Annotated in this window: 17 protein-coding genes; 16 read left to right on the forward strand and 1 reads right to left on the reverse strand. The window is 68.8% G+C overall.

Annotation, left to right across the window (positions count from 1 at the left end; translation table 11 throughout):
• Position 1 precedes the first annotated feature (1 nt).
• From ACVOJ1_RS12530 to ACVOJ1_RS12595, 14 genes are all read left to right on the forward strand, one after another.
• On the forward strand, positions 2-943 hold the full coding sequence (locus ACVOJ1_RS12530) for an LpxL/LpxP family acyltransferase (RefSeq protein ID WP_053518078.1): 942 nt from the start codon (positions 2-4) through the stop codon (positions 941-943).
• Positions 933-2,483, forward strand: a complete 1,551-nt coding sequence (locus ACVOJ1_RS12535) for an HAL/PAL/TAL family ammonia-lyase (RefSeq protein ID WP_065181425.1) — start codon at positions 933-935, stop codon at positions 2,481-2,483. The genes ACVOJ1_RS12530 and ACVOJ1_RS12535 overlap by 11 nt, the downstream gene beginning before the upstream one ends.
• Positions 2,476-2,892 (forward strand): acyl-CoA thioesterase, encoded by a 417-nt coding sequence (locus ACVOJ1_RS12540; RefSeq protein ID WP_414488004.1) that lies wholly within the window; start codon positions 2,476-2,478, stop codon positions 2,890-2,892. The genes ACVOJ1_RS12535 and ACVOJ1_RS12540 overlap by 8 nt, the downstream gene beginning before the upstream one ends.
• A complete protein-coding gene (locus ACVOJ1_RS12545; RefSeq protein ID WP_065174273.1) occupies positions 2,889-3,518 on the forward strand; it encodes an outer membrane lipoprotein carrier protein LolA in 630 nt (209 codons plus the stop codon). Before ACVOJ1_RS12540 ends, ACVOJ1_RS12545 begins: the two co-directional genes overlap by 4 nt.
• Positions 3,511-5,865 carry an MMPL family transporter gene (locus tag ACVOJ1_RS12550; protein WP_128989961.1) on the forward strand — a complete coding sequence of 785 codons (2,355 nt, stop codon included), beginning with the start codon at positions 3,511-3,513 and terminating at the stop codon, positions 5,863-5,865. Before ACVOJ1_RS12545 ends, ACVOJ1_RS12550 begins: the two co-directional genes overlap by 8 nt.
• A gap of 52 nt (positions 5,866-5,917) precedes the next feature.
• Positions 5,918-7,168 carry an NAD(P)/FAD-dependent oxidoreductase gene (locus tag ACVOJ1_RS12555; RefSeq protein ID WP_065181428.1) on the forward strand — a complete coding sequence of 417 codons (1,251 nt, stop codon included), beginning with the start codon at positions 5,918-5,920 and terminating at the stop codon, positions 7,166-7,168.
• Positions 7,168-7,713, forward strand: coding sequence for a DUF3261 domain-containing protein (locus ACVOJ1_RS12560; protein WP_227255475.1), 546 nt, complete (start codon positions 7,168-7,170; stop codon positions 7,711-7,713). Before ACVOJ1_RS12555 ends, ACVOJ1_RS12560 begins: the two co-directional genes overlap by 1 nt.
• Entirely contained in the window at positions 7,710-8,894 is a 1,185-nt protein-coding gene (locus tag ACVOJ1_RS12565) for a beta-ketoacyl-[acyl-carrier-protein] synthase family protein (RefSeq protein ID WP_277381199.1), read from the forward strand. The genes ACVOJ1_RS12560 and ACVOJ1_RS12565 overlap by 4 nt, the downstream gene beginning before the upstream one ends.
• A complete protein-coding gene (locus ACVOJ1_RS12570) occupies positions 8,891-9,346 on the forward strand; it encodes a hotdog family protein (RefSeq protein ID WP_053518092.1) in 456 nt (151 codons plus the stop codon). The genes ACVOJ1_RS12565 and ACVOJ1_RS12570 overlap by 4 nt, the downstream gene beginning before the upstream one ends.
• Positions 9,343-10,074, forward strand: coding sequence for a 3-ketoacyl-ACP reductase FabG2 (locus ACVOJ1_RS12575; RefSeq protein WP_053518094.1), 732 nt, complete (start codon positions 9,343-9,345; stop codon positions 10,072-10,074). Before ACVOJ1_RS12570 ends, ACVOJ1_RS12575 begins: the two co-directional genes overlap by 4 nt.
• Positions 10,074-11,312, forward strand: a complete 1,239-nt coding sequence (locus ACVOJ1_RS12580) for a beta-ketoacyl-ACP synthase (RefSeq protein ID WP_065174278.1) — start codon at positions 10,074-10,076, stop codon at positions 11,310-11,312. The genes ACVOJ1_RS12575 and ACVOJ1_RS12580 overlap by 1 nt, the downstream gene beginning before the upstream one ends.
• A gap of 55 nt (positions 11,313-11,367) precedes the next feature.
• Complete coding sequence (locus ACVOJ1_RS12585) at positions 11,368-11,808, forward strand: hypothetical protein (protein WP_053518098.1); 441 nt, start codon at positions 11,368-11,370, stop codon at positions 11,806-11,808.
• A gap of 160 nt (positions 11,809-11,968) precedes the next feature.
• Positions 11,969-12,229, forward strand: a complete 261-nt coding sequence (locus ACVOJ1_RS12590) for a YcgL domain-containing protein (RefSeq protein WP_053518100.1) — start codon at positions 11,969-11,971, stop codon at positions 12,227-12,229.
• Positions 12,222-15,566 carry an ankyrin repeat domain-containing protein gene (locus ACVOJ1_RS12595; RefSeq protein ID WP_346480497.1) on the forward strand — a complete coding sequence of 1,115 codons (3,345 nt, stop codon included), beginning with the start codon at positions 12,222-12,224 and terminating at the stop codon, positions 15,564-15,566. The genes ACVOJ1_RS12590 and ACVOJ1_RS12595 overlap by 8 nt, the downstream gene beginning before the upstream one ends.
• 87 nt (positions 15,567-15,653) lie before the next feature.
• Here ACVOJ1_RS12595 and ACVOJ1_RS12600 read toward each other — a convergent pair whose 3' ends face one another.
• Positions 15,654-17,441: a monovalent cation:proton antiporter-2 (CPA2) family protein gene (locus ACVOJ1_RS12600; protein WP_065181433.1), complete on the reverse strand. Its 1,788-nt coding sequence runs from the start codon at positions 17,439-17,441 to the stop codon at positions 15,654-15,656.
• A gap of 317 nt (positions 17,442-17,758) precedes the next feature.
• Between ACVOJ1_RS12600 and mgtE the strand changes: the two genes are divergently transcribed.
• Together mgtE and ACVOJ1_RS12610 are read left to right on the forward strand one after the other, a co-directional pair.
• On the forward strand, positions 17,759-19,129 hold the full coding sequence (mgtE, locus tag ACVOJ1_RS12605) for a magnesium transporter (protein WP_053518107.1): 1,371 nt from the start codon (positions 17,759-17,761) through the stop codon (positions 19,127-19,129).
• A gap of 98 nt (positions 19,130-19,227) precedes the next feature.
• The gene (locus tag ACVOJ1_RS12610; protein WP_180876477.1) at positions 19,228-21,954 is read left to right on the forward strand and encodes a bifunctional acetate--CoA ligase family protein/GNAT family N-acetyltransferase; all 2,727 of its coding nucleotides are present in this window, start codon (positions 19,228-19,230) and stop codon (positions 21,952-21,954) included.
• Positions 21,955-21,970: the final 16 nt, after the last annotated feature.

Below are 21,970 nucleotides of genomic sequence, written 5' to 3' on the forward strand. Positions count from 1 at the left end.
GATGGCCGCCCCCCAAGGTGCGCCGCACTGGGCCGACATCGGTGAATCCACATCGGTGGCCGGCGTGTTGTTCCTGTGCTGGGTGCATCGGTGGTTCGGGCGCTGGCCGTTCCGCCTGTGCGTGTGGCCGGTGGTGCTCTGCCACTGGCTGGGCAACCGCGTGGCCCGGCAGGCATCACTGCAGTATCTACAGCGCTTGCAGGCACACAGTGGCGCGCTGGGCCGCGAGCCGACGCGGCGCGACAGCCTGCGCCATTTCTTCGCGTTCGCCGACACCCTGCTGGACAAGATCCTCGGCCTGGGCGGACGCTATCCGCCCGAGCGCATCCAGCTGCGGCGCGATCTGGTGCTGGACAGGATCGCACGCCGCGAAGGCGGGCTGATCCTGACCGCCCACATCGGCTGCCTGGAGTTGTGCCAGGTGCTGGCCGAACAGGTGCCGGGGTTCCGCATCACCGTGCTGGTGCACACCGCGCACGCGCAGCGCTTCAATCGCCTGCTGCAGCGGTTGGACCCGCTGGCAACGGTGGAACTGGTGCAGGTCACCGCGATGGGGCCGGCCACGGCGATGATGCTGTCCGAGCGCGTGGCTGCCGGTGGCTTCGTGGCCATCGTCGGCGACCGCACGCCAGTGCAGGGTGGACGCAGCGTCACCGCGGATTTTCTCGGCCACCGTGCCCCGTTCCCCATCGGTGCCTACGTGCTGGCGGCGGCACTGGGCTGCCCGGTGTACACCATGGCCTGCCTGCATGAAGGCCAGGGGTACCGGGTCGCCTTCGAGCAGTTCGCCGATCGCATCGTGCTGCCGCGTGGCTCGCGGGACGCGGCACTGGCAGGGCAGGCGCAGCGTTTCGCGCAGTGGCTCGAACTGCAGGTCATCCAGTCCCCGCTGGACTGGTTCAATTTCTTCCCCTTCTGGGATCAGGCTCCGCATGACGACTGACGCCGTACCCGTGTGCCGCTTTGGCGACGCACCGTTGACCATCGAAGACGTGGTGGCGCTGGCCCATCGCCAGTGCGAGGCCGCACTGAGCGAGGCCCCGGCCTTCCGTGCCCACATCCAGCGCGGTGCCGATTTTCTCGACCGCCTGCTGCGCGAGGACGGGGTGATCTACGGCGTGACGACCGGCTACGGCGATTCGTGCACGGTGAACATCCCGCCGGCGCTGGTGGCCGAGTTGCCGCACCACCTGTACACCTACCATGGCTGCGGACTGGGCCGTTACCTGGACCCGGCCGAGACCCGCGCGGTGCTGGCTGCCCGTCTGGCGTCGCTGGTGCGTGGCATGTCCGGTGTCAGCGTAGCCCTGCTGGAAGGCCTGGCCACACTGTTGCGGCATGACGTGCTGCCGATGATCCCGGCGGAGGGATCGGTCGGCGCCAGCGGTGACCTGACGCCGCTGTCATACGTGGCGGCGGTGCTGTGCGGCGAGCGCGAGGTCCTGCACGATGGCCGCGTGCAACCGGCTGCCGGAGTACTGGCGAGCATCGGCATGGTCCCGCTGAAGCTGCGGCCGAAGGAAGGCCTTGCGATCATGAACGGCACTGCGGTGATGACCGGCCTGGCCTGCCTGGCCTGGCAGCGTGCCGACTACCTGGCGCGCCTGGCCACCCGCCTGACCGCATTCAACGTGCTGGCCAGCGACGGCAACGCGCACCATTTCGACGAGACCCTGTTCGCGGCCAAGCCGCATCCGGGCCAGGCCCGCATCGCCGCACGGCTGCGCCGCGACCTGCACAGCGAACGGCCGCCGCGCAACGAACAGCGCCTGCAGGATCGTTACTCGCTGCGGTGCGCCCCGCACGTGATCGGCGTGCTGGAAGACAGCCTGCCCTTCCTGCGGCAGCTGATCGAAACCGAGCTGAACAGCGCCAACGACAACCCGCTGATCGATGCCGACGGCGAGCGCATCCTGCACGGCGGCCACTTCTACGGCGGCCATATCGCACTGGCAATGGACACGCTGAAGAACACCGTGGCCAACCTTGCCGACCTGCTCGACCGGCAGCTGGCGCTGGTGGTGGATGCGCGATACAACCACGGCCTGCCCGCCAATCTGTCGGCGGCTACCGGCCCGCGGGCAGCAATCAACCACGGGCTGAAGGCACTGCAGATCAGCGTCTCGGCGTGGACCGCCGAAGCGTTGAAGCAGACCCTTCCGGCCAGTGTGTTCTCGCGCTCGACCGAATGCCACAACCAGGACAAGGTCAGCATGGGCACCATCGCCGCGCGCGACTGCCTGCGTGTGATCGAACTGACTGAACAGGTGGTGGCGGCGATGCTGATCGCCGCCCGCCAGGGCCTGGCACTGCGCGAGCGGGTTGGCCTGAACGCGCAGCTGCATGGCAGTCTGGCCGACATGTATGTGGACCTGGGGCAGCGCATCGCGCTGGTCGAGGAAGACCGCGCGCTGGATCGCGAACTGCGGGAACTGCTGGTGGAGATCCGCGCGCAACGTTGGGAACTGTATTCCGGTGAATGACCTGGTCTGTGAAATCGAGCTGCGCCCCGCCTTCCACGACTGCGATCCGATGAACGTGGTCTGGCATGGCAACTACTTCAAGTATCTGGAGATTGCCCGGTGTGCGCTGCTGCAGCGCCACGACTACGACTACCCGCAGATGCTCGCATCGGGCTACCTGTGGCCGGTGGTCGATGCGCGCGTGAAATACGTGCGACCGCTGCTGTTCAACCAGCGGCTGCTGGTGCGTGCACGCATCGTCGAATGGGAGAACCGGCTGAAGATCGACTACGAGATCCTGGATGCGGAGAGCGGCCAGGTGGCCACCCGGGCCATGACCATCCAGGTCGCGGTGGATGCCGCCAGCAAGGAGATGCTGTACCAATGCCCGCCGGTACTGTGGGAACGTCTGGGAGTGCCCGCGCCATGAACATGCTCGCCCGTCTTCCAGGCGTGCTGCTGTGCGCGCTGTTGCTGGTGGCCGCACCGCGTGTACAGGCGGCCGATCCTGCCGTCGACGCGATCACCCAGGCGGTGGCGCGTCCGGAGGTGCTGCGTGGCCAGTTCAGCCAGGAAAAGCAGGTCAGTGGCTTCAGGAATCCGCTGCGCTCGCACGGCCGGTTCGTGGTCGCGCGCCAGCACGGTGTGATCTGGACCACGCTCACGCCGTTCCCCTCCGAGGTGGTGGTCACCGCCGACCGCATCCTCAGCCGCCAGCGCGATGGCAGCACCCGCGTTGAACTCGATGCACGGCAGCAGCCGGCGATGCGCTCGGTGAATGCGATCATGTTCGCGCTGATGAGTGGCGACGTGCAGGCACTCTCCGGCCAGTTCAACGTGGCGGCCAGCCGTGAAGGGCAGGGCTGGCGCCTGCGTTTGACACCGAAGTCGGCGATGCTGGCCAAGGCCTTCGAGTCGCTGACGCTGCAGGGTGACCGCTATGTGCGCCAGGTCGAGATCGTCGAGGCGAACAAGGACCGCACGCAGATCCAGTTCAGCGCGTTGAGTGAAGCCCCCGCCACGCTGAACCCCGACGAGGCGCGCCGCTTTGAGTGACGCCGTGGCGTTGAACGCACCGGACCGGTTGCGGCGTTGGTGGCATTGGCTGGGCATCGCCTGGCTGGTGTTGCTGCTGGTACTGGGCGTGCAGCAGTGGCGCCTGTGGAGCCAGGAACCGCGGATCGATACCGACATCCTCGCGCTGTTGCCGCAGGATGCACATGACCGCCTGTTGAGCGATGTCACCCGGCGCATCGCCGATGGCAGTTCGCGGCAGGTGGTGGTGCTGCTCGGCAGCCAGGATGGCGCCGCCGCCAAGCGGGCGCAGGCCGCGTTCGCTGCGGCCATGGCTGGAGATGCCGAGAGCGCTTTGCTGGTGCCCAGTGGGTCCATTGAAGGCTGGTTCGACGAGGCGCGTGCGTTCTACGCGCCGTATCGCGACCGCCTGCTGACCCCGGCCCAGCGTGACCAGCTGCAGAGCACGGAAACCGGTGCGCTGGCCGAACAGGCACTCGCCGCGCTGTACGGGCCGATGGGTGCGCCGCGGCTCACCGAATGGCGGCAGGATCCGCTGTCATTGTGGCCGCAGTGGTGGCAACAGCAGGCGCAGGGTTCGGGCTTGCGGCTGGGTGATGATGGCCTGCTTGAAGCCGAGGGCAAGCATTGGGCGGCGCTGCAGTTCGATACGCCGGGTTCGGCGTTCCAGCTCGATGGCGAGCGCCATCTTGATGGCCTGCTGGAGCGGGCCGGGAAGGCGGCCAGGGCCGCAGCGCCCGAGCTGGAAATCCTGCATGCCGGCGTGCCGCTGCACGCCGAAGCCGCTGCGGTGCAGGCCAACCGCGAGATCAACACGATCGGTTGGGGCTCACTGGCCGCGGTACTGCTGCTGGTGTGGCTGGCGTTCCGTTCGCTGCGGCCGATCCTGCTGGTGGCCGCGTCGCTGCTGATCGGTTGCGGCGTGGCGCTGGCGGTGACCGTGCTGGTGTTCGGCAAAGTGCACGTGCTGACCCTGGTGTTCGGTGCATCGCTGGTGGGTGTAGCGGAGGACTACGGCATCCACTGGTTTGCGTCGCGCCAGGCCGAACCGGCCGACCGTCGCTGGAAGCAGCTGCGGCATCTGCTGCCCGGCCTGTGGCTGGCGCTGTTGACCAGTGCGCTGGCCTACCTCGCGTTGGGCCTGGCCCCGTTCCCGGGCCTTCGCCAGATGGCGCTGTTCTCGGTGGTGGGCCTGGCAGCAGCGTTCCTCACGGTGATCTTCTGGTTCCCGTGGCTCGACGGTGGCGAGATCCGCCAGACCCGCTTCTCGCACTGGCTGGGCAATACGCTGGAACGTTTCCCGCGCCTGCACGGCCGGCGCCCGGTGGCGATCTTCGTGGTGGCCGCGCTGGCGTTGTCCGCGGTGGGCATCGCGCGCCTGCAGAGCAACGACGACCTGCGCAGCCTGCAGTCGTCTCCACCGGCGCTGATGGCCCAGCAGATCCGCCTGAGCCAGCTGCTGGGCATGCCCAGCCCGGCACAGTTCTACCTGGTGCAGGGCAGCGATGCCGCCCAGCTGTTGCAGCGCGAAGAGGCGTTGACCGAACGCTTGCGCGTACTGGCCGATGACAAGCGCATTGGTGGCTACCGCGCGATCAGTGACTGGCTGCCATCACCGGCCCGGCAGCAGGCCGATGCTGCGCTGACCGCGAAGGTGGAGCCCGGCGTGCTGTCGGCTGTGTCCGAAGCCGTGGGCGAGCCGCTGCAGCGACCGCAGTTTGCCGCAGCGCCGCTCACCGCCGACGCCTTCCTGGCCTCGCCGGCCTCGCAGCCGTTCCGCCACCTGTGGGTGGGTAAGGTCGGTGGGCAGATGATCAGCGTGGTGATGGTCGATGACCTGTCGCGTGCCGATGCTCTGGCCACGCTGGAACGTGCCGCCGAAGGCCTGCCCGGCGTGCGCTGGGTAGACCGAACCTCCGATTTCTCCACGCTGCTGGGCCACTACCGCAAGCTGATGGGCGGGCTGCTGCTGGTCGGCATCGCATTGGTGTTCGGCGCGCTGTGGCTGCGCTATCGCCGCCAGGCCTGGCGCGTGTTCGCCCCGACCCTGATCGCCGGTGCGCTGACCCTGGGCCTGCTGGGCCTGTTCGGCCAGCCGCTGCAGCTGTTCAACGTGCTGGCGCTGATGCTGCTGCTGGGCATGGGCATCGACTATGGCATCTTCCTGATCGAGCATCGTGGCGACGCCAGTGCATGGCTGGCGGTGTGCGTGGGTGCGGCCAGTACCTGGCTGTCGTTCGGCCTGCTGGGCCTGTCGCAGACTCCGGCGCTGCGCGCGTTCGGCCTGACCCTGCTGTTCGGTATCGGGCTGGTCTGGCTGATCTCGCCGCTGTTCCGGCCGCCGCCGCATGATCTGCCGGCGGCCTGAGTCCGCCTTCGGCTCTTCTTCTCTCCCTCTATCGAGCAACAAGGACGCCCCGATGAGTACTGCTGTGGATGCTGTGGAACGCACCGAAATCCTGATCATCGGCGCCGGACCGGCCGGTTCCGTTGCTGCTGCGATGCTGCGCCGGCAGGGTCGCCAGGTGTTGATGATCGAACGCCAGCAGTTCCCGCGTTTCTCGATCGGTGAAAGCCTGCTGCCGCAGAGCATGGAGTACATCGAAGCGGCAGGCCTGTTGCAGGATGTGGTCGAAGCCGGCTTCCAGCACAAGAATGGCGCGGCCTTCGTGCATGGCCAGGCGCGTACCGCATTCGACTTCAGGAAGAAGTTCTCGCCCGGCTGGGGCACCACCTACCAGGTGCAGCGCGCCGACTTCGACAACGTACTGGCGCGGGGCGCCGAGCGGATGGGTACCACGCTGCGTTTCGGCGACGAGGTGCTGTCGGTCGAGCCGGGCGAGCAGCCTGCCGTCAACGTGCGCCGTCCCGATGGCAGTGAGTACCGCATCGAGGCCGATTTCATCCTCGACGCCTCCGGCTTCGCGCGGTTGCTGCCACGCCTGCTGGATCTGGAGTCTCCCTCCAATTTCCCGGTGCGTGGCGCGATCTTCTGCCACGTGCGTGACAACATTCCGGCCGAAGCGGACTTCGACCGCAACAAGATCCTCATCACGACCCACCCCGAGCACATCGACGTCTGGTACTGGACGATCCCGTTCTCCAACGGCTGCTGCTCGCTGGGCGTGGTGGCCGAGCCCTCGTTCTTTGATCGCTACGAAGGCGACGACCTGCAGAAGCTGCAGGCCATCGTCGGCGAGGATCCGAACCTGACCCGCCTGCTGGCCAATGCCGAATGGGCGGTGCTGCCGGTACGCCGCATCACGGGCTATTCGGCCAATGTCCGTTCGCTGTGGGGCCCGGGCTATGCGCTGCTTGGCAACGCTGGCGAGTTCCTCGACCCGGTGTTCTCCTCGGGCGTGACCATTGCCTTCAAATCGGCGCAGCTGGCCAGTGAGTGCCTGGCGCGCCGTTATGCCGGGCAGGCTGTGGACTGGGAGGCCGAGTTCTCCGTTCCGCTGCGTGCCGGCGTGAAAACCTTCCGTCGTTTCGTCGAAAGCTGGTACCAGGGCGGCTTCCAGAAGATCATCTACCACCCCGACCCGCAGCCGGACGTGCGCGACATGATCAGTTCCATCCTGGCCGGATACGCCTGGGACACCAACAACCCCTACGTGGCCGACCCCAGCGGCCGTCGCATGCGCGTGCTGGAGGAACTGTGCGGCGCCTGATGGCCCTTTCCGCTGCAGTGCTGCTGTGCCTGCTGCTGGTCGCCTGTGCCGGGCGCATGCCACGCCCGCAGGTGCAGCTGCCACCGCTGCGGCTGTCGCCGGCCAGCCTGCCAGCGCCGCTGGCACTGCAGCAGCAGCTGCATTTCCGGTTCGGCAGCCATGAGCGCGATCTCGATGCGCTGCTCGAAGCCGACGCACAGCAGGTGCGGCTGGCGGTGCAGGCCATGGGCCAGACCGGCGTGCGCCTGCAGTGGGATGGCCGGCAACTGACCCAGCAGCGTGCGCCGTGGCTGCCTCCGCAGGTGCGTGCCGAACGCGTACTGGATGACCTGCAGTTCGCGTTGTGGCCGACCGCGGCGATCGCTGCGGCATTGCCGGCGGGCTGGGAGGTCAGCGATGACGGCCGCCAGCGCAGCCTGTCCCGCAGCGGTACGGTCTGGCTGCAGCTGCGGCGCCTGGACGATGGCAGCGTCCAGCTGGAGAACCGTGCCGAGGGTTACGCCCTGCGCATCGAATCGATCGACATGGCCGGGCAGGCGCGATGAATACACCGATCTACCTGAACGACCTCGGCCTGGTCTGCGCGCTGGGCGAAGGCCGCGGCGCCGTGGCATCGGCGATGTTCGCCGATGCTCCGGGCGGCCTGAGCGACAACGACCGCCTGCTGCCGGGGCGTACCCTGGCGCTGGGTGAAGTGCGCACGCCACTGCCGACGCTGGAAGACCTGCCGGTATCCCTGCGCGGGCGCAACAATGCATTGCTGGAGGTCGCGCTGGCGCAGATCGCGCCTGCGGTGAGCGCGGCCATTGCACGCCATGGCGCTGATCGGGTGGCGGTGGTGCTGGGCACCAGCACCTCCGGCATCGGCGAATCGGAGCAGGCACTGCGGACCCATGCGGAGCAGGGCTGCTGGCCTGAAGGTTTCGATTACGCACAGCAGGAAATGGGCACCACCGCGCAGTTCGTGCGTCAGCGCAGCGGCGCGCAGGGCCCGGCGTGGACCCTGTCCACCGCCTGTTCGTCCAGTGCCAAGGCGCTGATGTCGGCCGCGCGAATGCTGCGTGCCGGCACCGTCGATGCGGTCATCGCCGGGGGTGCCGACTCGCTGTGCCGCTTCACCGTGGCAGGCTTCAATGCGCTCGAATCGGTCTCGGCAGTGCGCTGCAATCCCTTCTCGCAGCATCGTGCCGGCATCAACATCGGCGAGGGCGCTGCGCTGTTCCTGCTGACCCGCGAACCTGGCCCGGTATGCCTGGCCGGATGGGGCGAGTCCGCCGATGCGCATCACATGTCGGCGCCGGATCCGCAGGCCCTTGGCGCCATCGACGCCCTGCAGCAGGCGCTGCATCGTGCCGGCTGGTCGCCCGCCGATGTCGACTACGTGAACCTGCACGGCACTGCCACCGGCCACAACGATGCGATGGAAAGCCTGGCGGTGGCGCAGGTACTGGGCAATGACGTTCCCTGCAGTTCCACCAAGCCACTCACCGGCCACACCCTGGGTGCGTCGGGGGCGATCGAGGCGGCGCTGTGCTGGATCGTGCTTGCCGAGAACTGCCGGCAGCAGCTGCCACCGCACTGGTGGGATGGCATCGCTGATCCGGCTCTGCCGCCGCTGCCGCTGGTGGCGCCGGCCACCTGCCTGGCGCAGCCGCCCCGGCGCGTGCTGAGCAACTCGTTCGCCTTCGGCGGCAGCAACGCCGTGCTGGCACTGGAGCGCGGATGAATACGGTGTATGCCATTGAAGACGTGGTGCCGCACCGGCAGGACATGTGCCTGCTGGAGCGCATCATGCACTGGGACGAGGACGGCATCGAGGCCGAGCTGGTCGTGCCGGCGAGCGGGCTGTTCGTCGAGGATGGGCAGGTGCCGGCCTGGATTGGCATCGAATACATGGCGCAGGCCATCGCGGCCTGGGCCGGCTGCCGTGCACGCGCTGCCGGCAACCGGCCGCAGCTCGGATTCCTGCTGGGCAGTCGCCGTTATGGCAGCCAGCGCAGCGGTTTTCCGGTGGGCAGCCGCCTTCGCGTACAGGCGCGCTGCGAGCTGTTGGGCGACAATGGACTGGGGATGTTCGCCTGCCGGATCCTGGCAGGCGACGAAGAATGGGCGACCGCCAACGTGTCGGTGTACGAACCTGCCGACGCGATGGCCTATCTGGAGAGTGGACAGGCATGACAGGGAATCGGAGCGTGCTGGTCACCGGCGCCAGCCGGGGCATCGGCCGGGCCATCGCGCTGCGCGTCGCGCGCGATGGGTTCGATGTAGCCGTGCACTGCCGCAGCCGCGTGGACGAGGCGCAGGCAGTGGTGGACGAAATCCAGGCACTGGGCCGGCAGGCCCGCGTGCTGGCGTTCGATGTGGCCGACCGGGATGCAGCACGCGGCGCATTGGAGGCCGATGTCGAGGCGCACGGCGCGTACTACGGCGTGGTGTGCAATGCCGGCATCGCCCGCGACGGCGCATTTCCTGCGTTGTCGTCCGAAGACTGGGACCAGGTCATCCACACCAACCTGGACGGCTTCTACAACGTGCTGCATCCGCTCATCATGCCGATGGTGCGGCGGCGCCGGCCCGGTCGCATCGTCACCCTGTCGTCGGTGTCCGGGCTGGCCGGCAACCGCGGCCAGGTCAACTACAGCGCGGCCAAGGCCGGCATCATCGGTGCCACCAAGGCGCTGGCGCTGGAGCTGGCGAGCCGCCAGATCACCGTCAACTGCGTGGCCCCGGGCCTGATCGAGACCGAAATGCTCAACGATGAAGTGGTCGAACACGCCCTGAAGCTGATTCCGGCCGGCCGCGTGGGGCATCCCGATGAGGTGGCCGCAACGGTCGCGTTCCTGCTGTCCGAGCCGGCCGGCTACATCACCCGGCAGGTGATCTCGGTCAACGGGGGCATGCTCTGATGGCCGCTGATCGTCGCGTGGTGGTGACCGGTGCCGCTGCCATCAGTCCGCTTGGCCACGACTGGCCCACCATCCACGCGCACCTGCGCAGCTGCCGCAACGCAGTGCGCACCATGCCGGAATGGGACGTCTACGCGGGCCTGAACACCAAGCTGGCCGCGCCCGCGCAGGACTTCACGCTGCCGCCGAACTACAACCGCAAGACCACCCGCTCGATGGGCAAGGTCGCGATCATGTCGGTGCGCGCCACCGAGATGGCCCTGCGCGAGGCCGGCCTGCATGAGCATCCGGTGCTGCGCAGCGGCCGCACCGGCGTGGCCTACGGTTCGTCCTCCGGCAGCCACGAAGCGACCGGCGAGTTCGGCCGCATGCTCAACGAGTTCACCACCGATGGCATCAGTGCCACCACGTACCTGAAAATGATGAGCCATACCGCGCCGGTCAACATCGGCGTGTTCTTCGGCCTGTCCGGGCGTGTCTACACCACCTCCAGCGCCTGCACGTCAGGCAGCCAAGGCGTCGGAGCGGCGTATGAAGCCATCCGCAGCGGCAAGCAGACGGTGATGGTGGCCGGCGGTGCCGAGCAGCTCGACGCCACCGCTGCAGCGGTGTTCGACACCCTGTTCGCCACCAGCGTGCGCAACGATGCGCCGCAGTCGACGCCGCGGCCCTTCGATGCAGGCCGCGACGGCCTGGTACTGGGCGAGGGCGCCTGCACGCTGATCCTGGAGGACATGGAGCACGCCCTCGCACGCGGTGCGTCCATCCTTGCCGAGGTGGTCGGCTACGGAACCAACAGCGACGGCCAGCACGTCACCCAGCCCAGCGCCGACACCATGGCCCAGGCCATGCGCCTGGCCCTGGAGGACGCCGGGCTCGACGCGGCGCGGATCGACTACGTCAACGCCCACGGCACCGCCACCGATCACGGCGACATCGCCGAGACACAGGCCACCGCGCAGGTGTTCGGCAGCCGCGTACCGATCAGCTCGCTGAAGAGCTACGTCGGGCACATGCTCGGCGCGTGTGGAGCGTTCGAAGCCTGGCTGAGCATCGAGATGATGCGTGCCGGCTGGTTCGCGCCGACCCTCAACCTGGCCGAGGTCGATCCGCGCTGCGGCCAGCTGGACTTCATCACCGGGCACGGCCGCGATCTGCAGGCCGAGTACGTGATGAGCAACAACTTCGCCTTCGGCGGCATCAATACCTCGCTGGTATTCCGCCGTTGGAGCGAATGACCCCCGCACCCCATCCGCACCACCCCCAACGCACCCCGGACAAGGAGATGTTTCGATGCGCCGCACCCTGATGATCGCCAGTGCCACCCTTCTGCTGGCTGTGACTGCCACGGCTTCCGCCCGTGACACCCGAGTCGAGCAGTCCCTGCAGGAACTTGTCAGCTCGCAGGCCGCCCGCGATGCCGGCATCGATGGCAGCGTGCGCTTCTATCTGGCCGGGCAGCCGGTCAGCGTGCAGCAGCGTCTGGGTGAAGACGTCACCAACCGGAAGACCAACGCCGCCAACAAGAGCGATGCCGAAGCCTGCCGCTGGGTGGCGCTGTCGGCGCTGCGCGCACTGCAGGACGGCGCCCGCTCGCGTGGCGCCAATGCGGTGGTCGACATCGTCAGCTACTACAAGAAGAACGAGTTCAGGAGCGCGAGCAACTACGAGTGCTGGGCGGGCACGTTCGTGGCCGGCGTCGCCCTGAAGGGCACCTACGCCAAGGTCAAGTAAGCATCCGTGTGGCGGCGGCCGAGGCTGAACGCCGCCGCCACATTGCTGAACCCCGCCGGGGAAACGCCGTCGATCCTGCCGGCATCGTCGGCCGACGGCTTTCCCCGGTGTCGGCTTTCCGACACAATCAGGGCTCTTCCCGGGTTATCGTCCCGTGGACATGCACGCCTACGTCTATAAAAGCCAACTCAAGCCGGACACCTTCGTCTACGTTCCCCGACGCGATGACTTCAGCGCGCTGCCTGCGCCGCTGGTGGCGTCGCTGGGCACGCTCACCTTCGTCCTGGACGTGGCCCTGGAGCCGCAGCGCCGCCTCGCCCAGGCCGATCCGGCCAAGGTGCGCAGCGAAATGAGCGAACGCGGGTTCTACCTGCAGGTGCCGCCGTCGGTGACCAGCATGATGCCGCGCCACAATGACTGAGCTTTCCCGTCCGCGCGCCCTGTCGATCGCCTTCGTCCTGGGTGCCCTGCTGGCGCTGGGTGCCGCCGTCGGCGGCCTGCCGGGGGCGGTGCTTGCTGCGCTGGCGCAGCCGGCGTATGCCCTGGGCATTTCGTGGTGGCGGCGCAGCCGTGCGGTACTGCCGCCGAAGTTGATCGCGCAGCAGGACCTGCCGGCCCTGCTGGCGCTGTGGACCGCCGCGCCGGTACTGCTGGCCCTGCTGCTGGCCTGGCCGCTAGCGGCACTGCGCGACAGCGGCAGCCTGGCGGCGGTGCTCGGGCTGAGCGTGCTGGTCAGTGCCGGTTTGCTGGCGGCCTGGCGTACGTGGCCGCTGTGGAATGATGTCGAGCGGCTGGATGGCAGCCTGGCGCAGCACTGGCAGGCGTTGGCCGGCCGTGACCTCACCGCCTGGCGTGGCCTTGTCGTGGCCGCGCTGGTGATCGCGCTGGCCGCACTGGTGGTGTTGCCGGCATGGCCAGGGCTGCTGCCGGAAAGCGCGCGCTGGCCCGCCACGTTGACCGTGCTGCTGGGGTCGCCGTTGCTGCATCTGCTGCTGCAGCGGGTCGCACCGGCGCCACTGGTGTCGCTGCGCGTGAACCCGGGCCCGCTGGCCGATGCCGGTGCGACACACGCGCCGCTGTTCCCCGCTGCCAGCGAGACCACGCCGCTGGAGGCGATGGCCCCGCAGGAACTGACGCCTGCGCTGCATGAAGCGGCGCGCCACGGTCGCATCGACCGGGCGCTGCAGCTGCTGCAGGCCGGCGCGGACCCGCACGCGTTGCCGGACCCGAACTGGCGTGATCAGCGCAGCCTGGCGGTACTGGCGGCGGTGTTGCCGGACCTGCGCCTGCTGCGTGAACTGATTGCCCGCGGGGTCGATGTGAACGCGCCGCACCGGGGCATGACGCCGCTGCTGGCGGCCACCCGCGACAGCTGGCATGGTCGCCCCGAAGCCGTGATGACCCTGCTGGCCAATGGCGCCGATTCCCGCGCTACCGACAGCGAGGGCAACACGCCGCTGCACCACGCGGCTCGAAGCTCCGACCCCGGCGTTGCCGCGCTGCTCCGCGATGCCGCGGCCGAAGTGGATGCACTCAACCACGAGGGCTGGTCCCCGCTGGCCGTGGCCTGCCAGGTAGGCAACTGGCGCCTGGCCCGCTTCCTGCTCGAACGCGGTGCCCGCACCGAGCCGGCGGACGGCACGCCGGTCCTGCTCGCCGCAGCCGCCACCGAAGACGATGATCCGGCCGGCGTGCAGCTGCTGCTCAAGCACAAGGCGCGTGCGGATGCGCGCGACCGCCAGCGTCGCAGCGCACTGCACGAAGCGGCCCTGGCCGGCCACGTTGAAATCATCGGCGTGCTGCTCGCTGCCGGTGCAAACCTGGAAGCACGCGACGCGCTCGGTCGCACGCCGTGGCTGGAGGCCGCGCGTGCCGGTCGCGCCGCCGTCATCGAACACCTCCTGCCGCACAAGCCTGACCTGGTGGCTGTCGATGGCGAGGGCCGCAACGCGGTGCAGCTGGCGGCCATGGCCGATACGGTTTCGCCCCTGCTGGTCAAGCGCCTGGTCGAACTGGGCATCACCGCCGATGCGGCCGATCCGGTCGGTCGGCGTGCGGTCGACTACGCGGCCGAAGCCGGTCGCTGGGCCATCGTCGCGCTGCTTGATCCGTCCTATCCGCTGCCTGCGGCGGTCAGCGATGGCCTGGCCGAGCGCGGTGAGGCCGCCAGCGCCAGTGGCCTGCTGCCTGATCGACCGCCGCTGACCCTGCTGCGCGAAGCACTGGGCTTCGGCAACACCGACGGCATGGCCGCCCTGGCCAGGCTGTGCCAGCCGCAGGAGCTGGGCAGCCTGCTGCTGGATCCGGAGCTGGCGCTGGAGCCGCGTGCCGTGGATTGGCTGCTGGCCCATGGTGCCGACCCCTATGTGCGTGATGCCTGCGCCGACACGCCGATGTTCGCGCTGCTGTCGCGCGGCGTCGATGCGGTGCCGGCGCTGCAGGTCATGCTGCAGCATGGCCTGTCGCCGGCCGGCCGCGGCGGCCTGGCCCGTTTCCTGGCCGCCTGCGCGCAGCACGATCAGGCGGCCCGCGGACTGGAACAGCTGGCGCTGGAACTGCTGGAGCGGGGTGCTGATCCGTTCGCCGCATCGCCGGCAGGCGATCCGCCGCTGTCGTTGGCGGTGCGCCTGGGCTGGCTGCGCCTGCAGCAGGCCCTGCTCAAGACCGGTGTCGACCGTGAGGCGCGCGACAGCCATGGCATGACCGCCCTGCACCTGGCGACCGCGCTGGCCCGGGAAGGTGCGCTGAAGCTGCTGGTACAGCACGGCGCCTCGCCGGAGGCACGCGCCGCCGATGGCCAGACCCCCCTGGGTGTGGCGCTGTCGAGTGGTCGTCGTGATCTGGCCGACTGGCTGGACTGGCGGGTGTGGCCACTGCCACGCCGTACCCTGCGCGATGCCGACCTGCCCTCTGCGGCGATGGCCGGCGATGTCGATGCGGTGCGTCGCCTGATCGATCTGGGGTTCGCCGTTGATGCCGTGGATGCGCAGGGCTGCACGGCGCTGCTGCGTGCCGCCGGCGGCGGCCATCTGGCGGTGACCGACCTGCTGCTGGCACGGGGCGCCGATCCGCAGCACGCAGCGGCCAGCGGCGCAACGCCGTTGTCGGCCGCGGTCAGTATGCGCCAGGTCGAGATCGTGTCGGCCCTGCTCGATGCCGGTGCCAAGCTCGAACACCGGCTGCCGGGGGGAGTGACCGTGCTGATGCTGGCCTCCGCGCTGGGCCTGCCGGACATCGCTGCGCGCCTGCTGACCGCAGGTGCCGATGTACACGCCGGAGACGCGCAGCAACTGGGCCCGCTGCACTGCGCGGCCCTGTACGGCTTCAGCGCACGTGACCGCCCGCGGTTGCTGGCGTTGCTGGACACGCTGCTGCTGGCCGGTGCCGAACCGGACCAGGCCGCCGCCGGTTCGGTCACACCGCTGCTGCTGCTGCTGGGAGCGCGCGCCGAGCCGGGTACGGCCTGCGACGAGCAGGTGGTGATGGCCGCGGTGGAGCGTCTGCTGGAAGAGGATGTCAGCCTGGACGTGCGCGATCCGCGTGGTTTCGGCCCGCTGCACCTGGCGGCGCTGCACGGCCTGCCGCTGCTGGTACAGCGCCTGCTGCGTGCCGGCGCCGACCCAGACGTGCGGGACAGCCTGAACCGCAGTCCGCGCGAGATCGCCGTGATGCGTGGCTTCATCGACGTTGCCGGCGAGTTCGAGCCGCGCGTACCGGGCGTGTCCTCGATGGCCCGGTTCCTGCGCGACAACGGCTGAGAATCGGGGGTCAGAACCCTTTCCGTTGGAAAGGGCTCTGACCCCGATCATGCGGAATGCCGACGATGCTCGGCAGCCCTTTCGCCGTCACCGCTGCGTGTCGCCGTCGCTTTCCGCGTCGGCCTCGAACAGATGCATCAGGTCGTTGCGGGCATCGCGCGAGGTCTGGATCACGGCCGCCTCGTCGTCGTACACCAGGTACTGGTCGCGCAGCAGCTGTTCGTCGTGTTCGCGGAAGCGCTGCACATGGCGTTGGGCAACATCGGGTGCCACCCCCAGCGCGGTCAGCACGCGACCGCTCATTTCCAGGCTGGTAGCGAACACTTCGCGGAACGGCTCGGCCGACATGTCCATCAGTCGCCATGCGTGCTGGCGGTTGCGCGCACGTGCCAGCACCTTCGCCTCCGGATACAGGCGCCGCACCATCCGTACCGCACGCAGATTGGTCTCCGGGTCGTCCACGGTGATCACGAACACATCGATATGTTCACCACCGGCGGCGCGCAGCATCTCCGGGCGCGTCGGATCGCCATAGTAGAGCTGGTTGCCGAAGCGACGCAGGTCGGCCACCGTGTCCGGGTTCGCTTCCAGTGCGACGAACGGCACCTTCTGTGCGGTCAGCAGGCGCGCGATCACCTGGCCGACGCGGCCCATGCCGGCAATCAGGACTTTCGGCCGGTTGTCCGGCGCGACCTTGTCGGCGTCGGCCGCGGCGCGCGGGGCTACCTTCTCCTGCCCGAGCAGCCGCATCAGGGCGATCATCAGCAGCGGCGTGATCGCCATCGACAGGCCGACAATGGCCACCAGCCGGTCGTGGTTGGCGTTGCCCAGCAGATGCGCGCGCTGCGCCTCGTTGAAGACCACGAAGGCGAACTCGCCGCCCAGCCACAGCACGCTGCCCAGCAGCAGCGATTGCCGCGAACCCAGCCGGGCGATGCGGCCGATGGCATACAGCAGACTGAACTTGACCACCAGCAGGATGGCCACACCGGCGGCGATCAGCCACGGCTCGGCGGCGATGCGGTCGAGATCGATGCCCATGCCGACGGCGATGAAGAACAGGCCCAGCAGCAGGCCCTTGAACGGCTCGATCTGCGCTTCCAGCTCGTGCCGGAACTCGGAATCGGACAGCAGCACGCCGGCCAGGAACGCACCCAGGCTGGGGCTCAGGCCGGCCTCCTGCATGAACCACGCCGTGCCCAGCACGACCAGCAGGGCGGTGGCGGTGAATACCTCCGGGCTGCGGGTACGGGCGATGACACCGAACAGCCGGCGCAGGACCGGCCGCCCGCACAGGATCACCACGGCCAGCGCGCCCAGCGCCACTGCGGCATCCTCCCAACGCAGCGTCTGGTTCTTGACGCCGCCCAGCAGCGGGATGGCCGCCAGCAGCGGGATCGCGATCAGGTCCTGGAACAGCAGGATGGCAAAGCCGAGCCGGCCGTGGTCGCTGTTGATCGCCTTGTGCTCGGACAGCAGCTGCAGGCCCACGGCAGTGGAGGACAGCGCCAGCGCCACGCCCACCACCAGCGCGCTCTTCCACTGGAAGTGATCCAGCAGCAGCAGGCCGCCCAGTACCAGGCCGGACAGCGCCACCTGCGCGGCACCGGCGCCGAACACCGAGCGCCGCATCACCTTCAGGCGGGCCGGCGACAGTTCCAGCCCGATCACGAACAGCAGCATCACCACGCCGATCTCGGCCGCACCGAGGATGCGGTCGGCGTCCTGCACGAAGCCCAGCCCATCCGGCCCCAGCACCACCCCCGCGGCCAGGTAGCCCAGTACCGCGCCGAAGCCGAAGCGCTTGAACACCGGCACCGCGATGACGGCCGCCAGCAGCAGGACCAGGGCCAGTTCCAGACCGCCGCTATGCATGGGAATACCTGGTCATCGCAGAGGCCTGCCGTACGTGGGTGCGGGGAGGAGAGGGGCGGCGGACGCCGCTGCGACATTATGCGCGCCGCATCGTGCACGCGCGGCAATGGCCGCTGCGGGTTGACCTGCGCGGCCGGCAGGTCCAGACTGCCCGCCGCTGGCGGCCTGCCGCCGGCACACGCATCCCGGAGTTCCCAACCCATGTCCAGCGACAGTAGAAGTCGACCTCGTTCGACGCCAGCGATGGCCACCGCCTGACATCGGGACGGTTCGCCTGCGTTGGCGTTGCGCGAGGTCGCACCCCACAAGGCAAACCGATGAACCAGAAGCAATTGCTGCGTCCAGTGGCCGATGCCGCTGCATTGGCGGCACCGCTGGCGGACTACAACACCGCCGACGCGGTGGAGTTCCTCAACACGCTGGAGCTGCAGCGCGCTGCCGACACGCTGGCGGCGCTGCCGCTGCCGCGTGCAGTGAAGATGCTGGAAGCCCCCGAACTGCATCGCAGCGGCGAGCTGGTGGCCGCGCTGCCACCGGCGCGGGCCGCTGCGCTGCTCGGGCTGATGGCCGACGACCGCGCCACCGACATTGTTCACGAACTGGATGAGGACGAGCGCGCGCGGCTGATCCCGTTGCTGGGCGCCGATGCCCGCCAGGCCATCCAGACGCTGCTCGGCTACCCGCCGAACACGGCCGGTGCGCTGATGACCACCGAGTACGTCGCCGTGCCGGCCAGCTGGACGGTGGCGCAGACGCTGCAGCACATCCGCCAGGTCGAGCGCACGCGCGAGACGGTGTACGCGATCTACGTCCTGGACCCGGCCAGCCAGCGTCTGCAGCAGGTGGTGACCATGCGCCGCCTGATCACCGGCCTGCCCGAGGAGTCGATCCTCGAGGTGGCCCAGGTCAATCCGCCAGTAACCGTGGACGCGTTGATGGACCAGGAAGAGGTGGCGCGGCTGATCCGTCGCCACGACCTGCTGGCCATTCCGGTGGTCGATGCCAGCCAGCGGATGCTGGGCATCGTCACCGTGGACGACGTGCTTGATGCGCTGATCGAGGAATCCACCGAAGACGCGCACAAGTTCGGCGGCATGGAAGCGCTGGACAAGCCGTACATGCAGATCGGCTTCCTGGAGATGCTGCGCAAGCGCGCCGGCTGGCTGAGCGTGCTGTTCCTGGGCGAGATGCTGACGGCCAGCGCCATGCAGCACTACGAGGACGAACTGGCACGCGCGGTGGTGCTGACGTTGTTCATCCCGTTGATCATGAGTTCCGGCGGCAACTCCGGCTCGCAGGCCACCTCGCTGCTGATCCGCAGCCTGGCGCTGCGCGAGCTGCGCCTGCGCGACTGGTGGAAGGTGGCCCTGCGCGAGATTCCGACCGGCATGGTGCTGGGTGCCATTCTCGGTGCCCTGGCGATCGTCCGCATCGTCATCTGGCAGCTGGGTGGCCTGCACGACTACGGCGAGCACTGGGTGCTGCTGGCGATCACGATCGGTGCGGCGCTGGTGGGCATCGTCACCTTCGGGTCATTGTCGGGTTCGATGCTGCCGTTCGTGCTCAAGCGGCTGGGATTCGACCCGGCCAGCGCATCCGCCCCGTTCGTGGCCACGCTGGTCGACGTGACCGGGCTGGTGATCTATTTCAGCATCGCCGCGATGATCCTGCGCGGCACGCTGCTGTAGGGCCCTGTCGCCCCGCATGCGGCGGGGCGCCGCATCCCCCGCCTGCTTTGTTGCGCTGGATCATGCGCCTGTTGCGCGGGTGCGTGTACCGTAGGCGCATGAGTACCTACCACCTGCAGTCAGTGTTCCGCCCGCAGTCGGTCGCAGTGATCGGCGGCAGTCCGCGCGAGCGCTCGGCCGGCCGCGCGGTGATGCGCAACCTGCGCGGTACGGGCTTCCCCGGCAAGGTGGCGTGGATCAACCCGCGCCATGCCGAAATCGATGGCATCCGCACGGTGAAGCGGCTGAAGGATCTGGACTGGGTGCCGGATCTCGTGGTGATCACCGCGCCAGCCGCCATCGTGCCGCAGGTGGTGCGTACCGCGGCCGAGCGGGGTGTGCAGGCGGCGATCATCCTCACCGCGCATCTGGGGGATGGCCCGGGTTCACTGTCGGCGCAGGTGGAGGCCGTGGCCCGCCGGCACGGTCTGCGCATCCTGGGCCCGCATTGCCTGGGTGTGATCGCGCCGCATGCACGGCTCAACGCCAGCATCGCCGCACACTTCCCGCAGGCTGGCGATCTTGCGTTGATCTCCGAGTCCTCGGCGATCGCCGCGGCGCTGGTGGAATGGGGCGTGGCGCGTTCGGTGGGATTCTCCGCCGTGGTCTCGCTGGGCGATACGCTGGACGTCGACTTCGGCGATCTGCTGGACTATTTCGCCACCGATTACCGCACGCGCGCCATCCTGCTCTACGTCGAACAGATCAAGGACGCGCGCAAATTCATGTCGGCGGCGCGTGCGGCCGCACGCGCCAAGCCCGTGGTGGTGGTGAAGTCCGGCCGCAGCGAGCGCGTGCAGCCTGGCAGCCGTGATACCCATGTGCAGGCGCTTGCACGAGCCGATGATGTCTACGGCGCTGCGTTCAACCGCGCCGGCCTGCTGCGCGTGGGTGCCCTGGACGAGCTGTTCACCGCCGCAGAGACCCTGGGCCGGCTGGGTACCTTCCCGGGCCGTCGGCTGGCCATCCTCAGCAATGGGGGCGGCGTCGGCCGGCTGGCCGTGGACCAGCTGGCCGCGCTGCGCGGAACCCTGGCGAACCTGTCCGACAGCACGGTCGAAAAGCTCGATGCGGTGCTGCCGCAGGGCTGGTCGCGCAGCAATCCAGTGGATATCGTGGTGGATGCCGATGGTGATCGCTATGCCGCGGCCATCGAGGCCCTGCTGGCCGACAACGAGAACGATGCGGTGATGGTGGTCAACGTACCGACGGCGTTCACCTCCTCGGCCGACGCCGCGCAGGCGCTGACCCGCACGCTCGGCCTGCGCCCGCGCCACCATCGTGACAAGCCGGTGTTCGCCGTGTGGCTGGGCAACGATGACCAGGCCACCGCCACGCTCAATGCGGCGCGCGTGCCGACCTATCCCACCGAAGCCGAAGCGGTACGTGGCTTCCAGCATCTGGTGCGCTATCGGGAAGCGCAGAACGCACTGATGGAAACCCCGCCGAGCCTGCCGCAGGACTTCAGCGTGGATGCGGCCGCGGCGCGCACGCTGGTCGAGGCCGCGCTGGCCAACGGCCAGCAGTGGCTGGACCCGTTGGCCACGCACGAGCTGCTGAAGGCCTATGGCATTCCCTCCGCGCCGGTGATGCATGCGCGCGACGCGCACGAGGCCATGGATCTGGCGCAGCCGCTGCTGGAGCGGGGTGCGACCGTCGCCTTGAAGATCCTGTCACCGGACATCCCGCACAAGTCCGAAGTGGACGGCGTGCGCCTGAACCTGTCGACGCTGCCGGCGGTGCAGGCTGCGGCCAAGGCGATCCTGTCGCGTGCACGCCAGCTGCGCCCGGATGCACGCATCGACGGTCTGCTGGTGCAGCCGACCATCGTCCGCCCGAAAGCGCGTGAACTGATCGTGGGCATCGCCGATGACGCGACCTTCGGCCCGGTGATCGTGGTCGGTCGCGGCGGCACGGCGGTGGAGGTGATCAACGACAAGGCACTGGCCTTGCCGCCGCTGGATCTGCGCCTGGCCCACGAGCTGATCGGGCGTACCCGTGCGTCGCGGATCCTCAAGGCCTATGGCGATGTTCCCGCTGCCGATGAGCGCGCACTGGCCCTGGCGCTGGTGAAACTGGCGCAGCTGGCCGCCGACATTCCGGAAGTGCGCACGCTGGATATCAATCCGCTGCTGGTCGATGGCAAGGGCATTCTTGCTCTCGATGCACGCGTCGCCATCGCGCCTTCGCGCATCCTGCACAAGGGTCGCGGCCATCCGCGCTTCTCGGTGTTCCCGTATCCGAAGGAGTGGGAGCGCACCATCGAGCTGTCCGATGGCGGTCACGCCTTCGTGCGCCCGGTGCGCCCCGAGGACGACGCGCTGTTCCGCGCGTTCTTTGCCCGGGTCAGCGACGAGGATCTGCGCCTGCGCTTCTTCCAGTCGGTGAAGCACTTCAGCCACGAGTTCATCGCCCGTCTGACCCAGCTCGACTATGCGCGCTCGATCGCGCTGGTGGCCATCGAACCGCGCAGCGGCGAGATGCTCGGCGCCGTGCGCCTGCACGCGGATGCGGATTATCACCGCGGCGAGTACGGCATCCTGATCCGCTCCGACCTGAAGGGCCATGGCATCGGCTGGCGCCTGATGGCGATCATGATCGAGTATGCGAAGTGGCTGGGGCTGCACGTGGTCGAGGGACAGGTGCTGCGCGAGAACAGCACCATGCTGGCGATGTGCCAGAGCCTGGGCTTCAAGACCCGGCTGGACCCGGACGACCCGACGGTGATGGTGGTGACCCTGCCGGTGCAGCAGGTGGACGTTCCCGAGGTACCGCCGGTGGCGTGAGCGTCACCTCATCGGT

The sequence above is a fragment of the Stenotrophomonas sp. STEN225 genome (genome assembly GCF_056756445.1).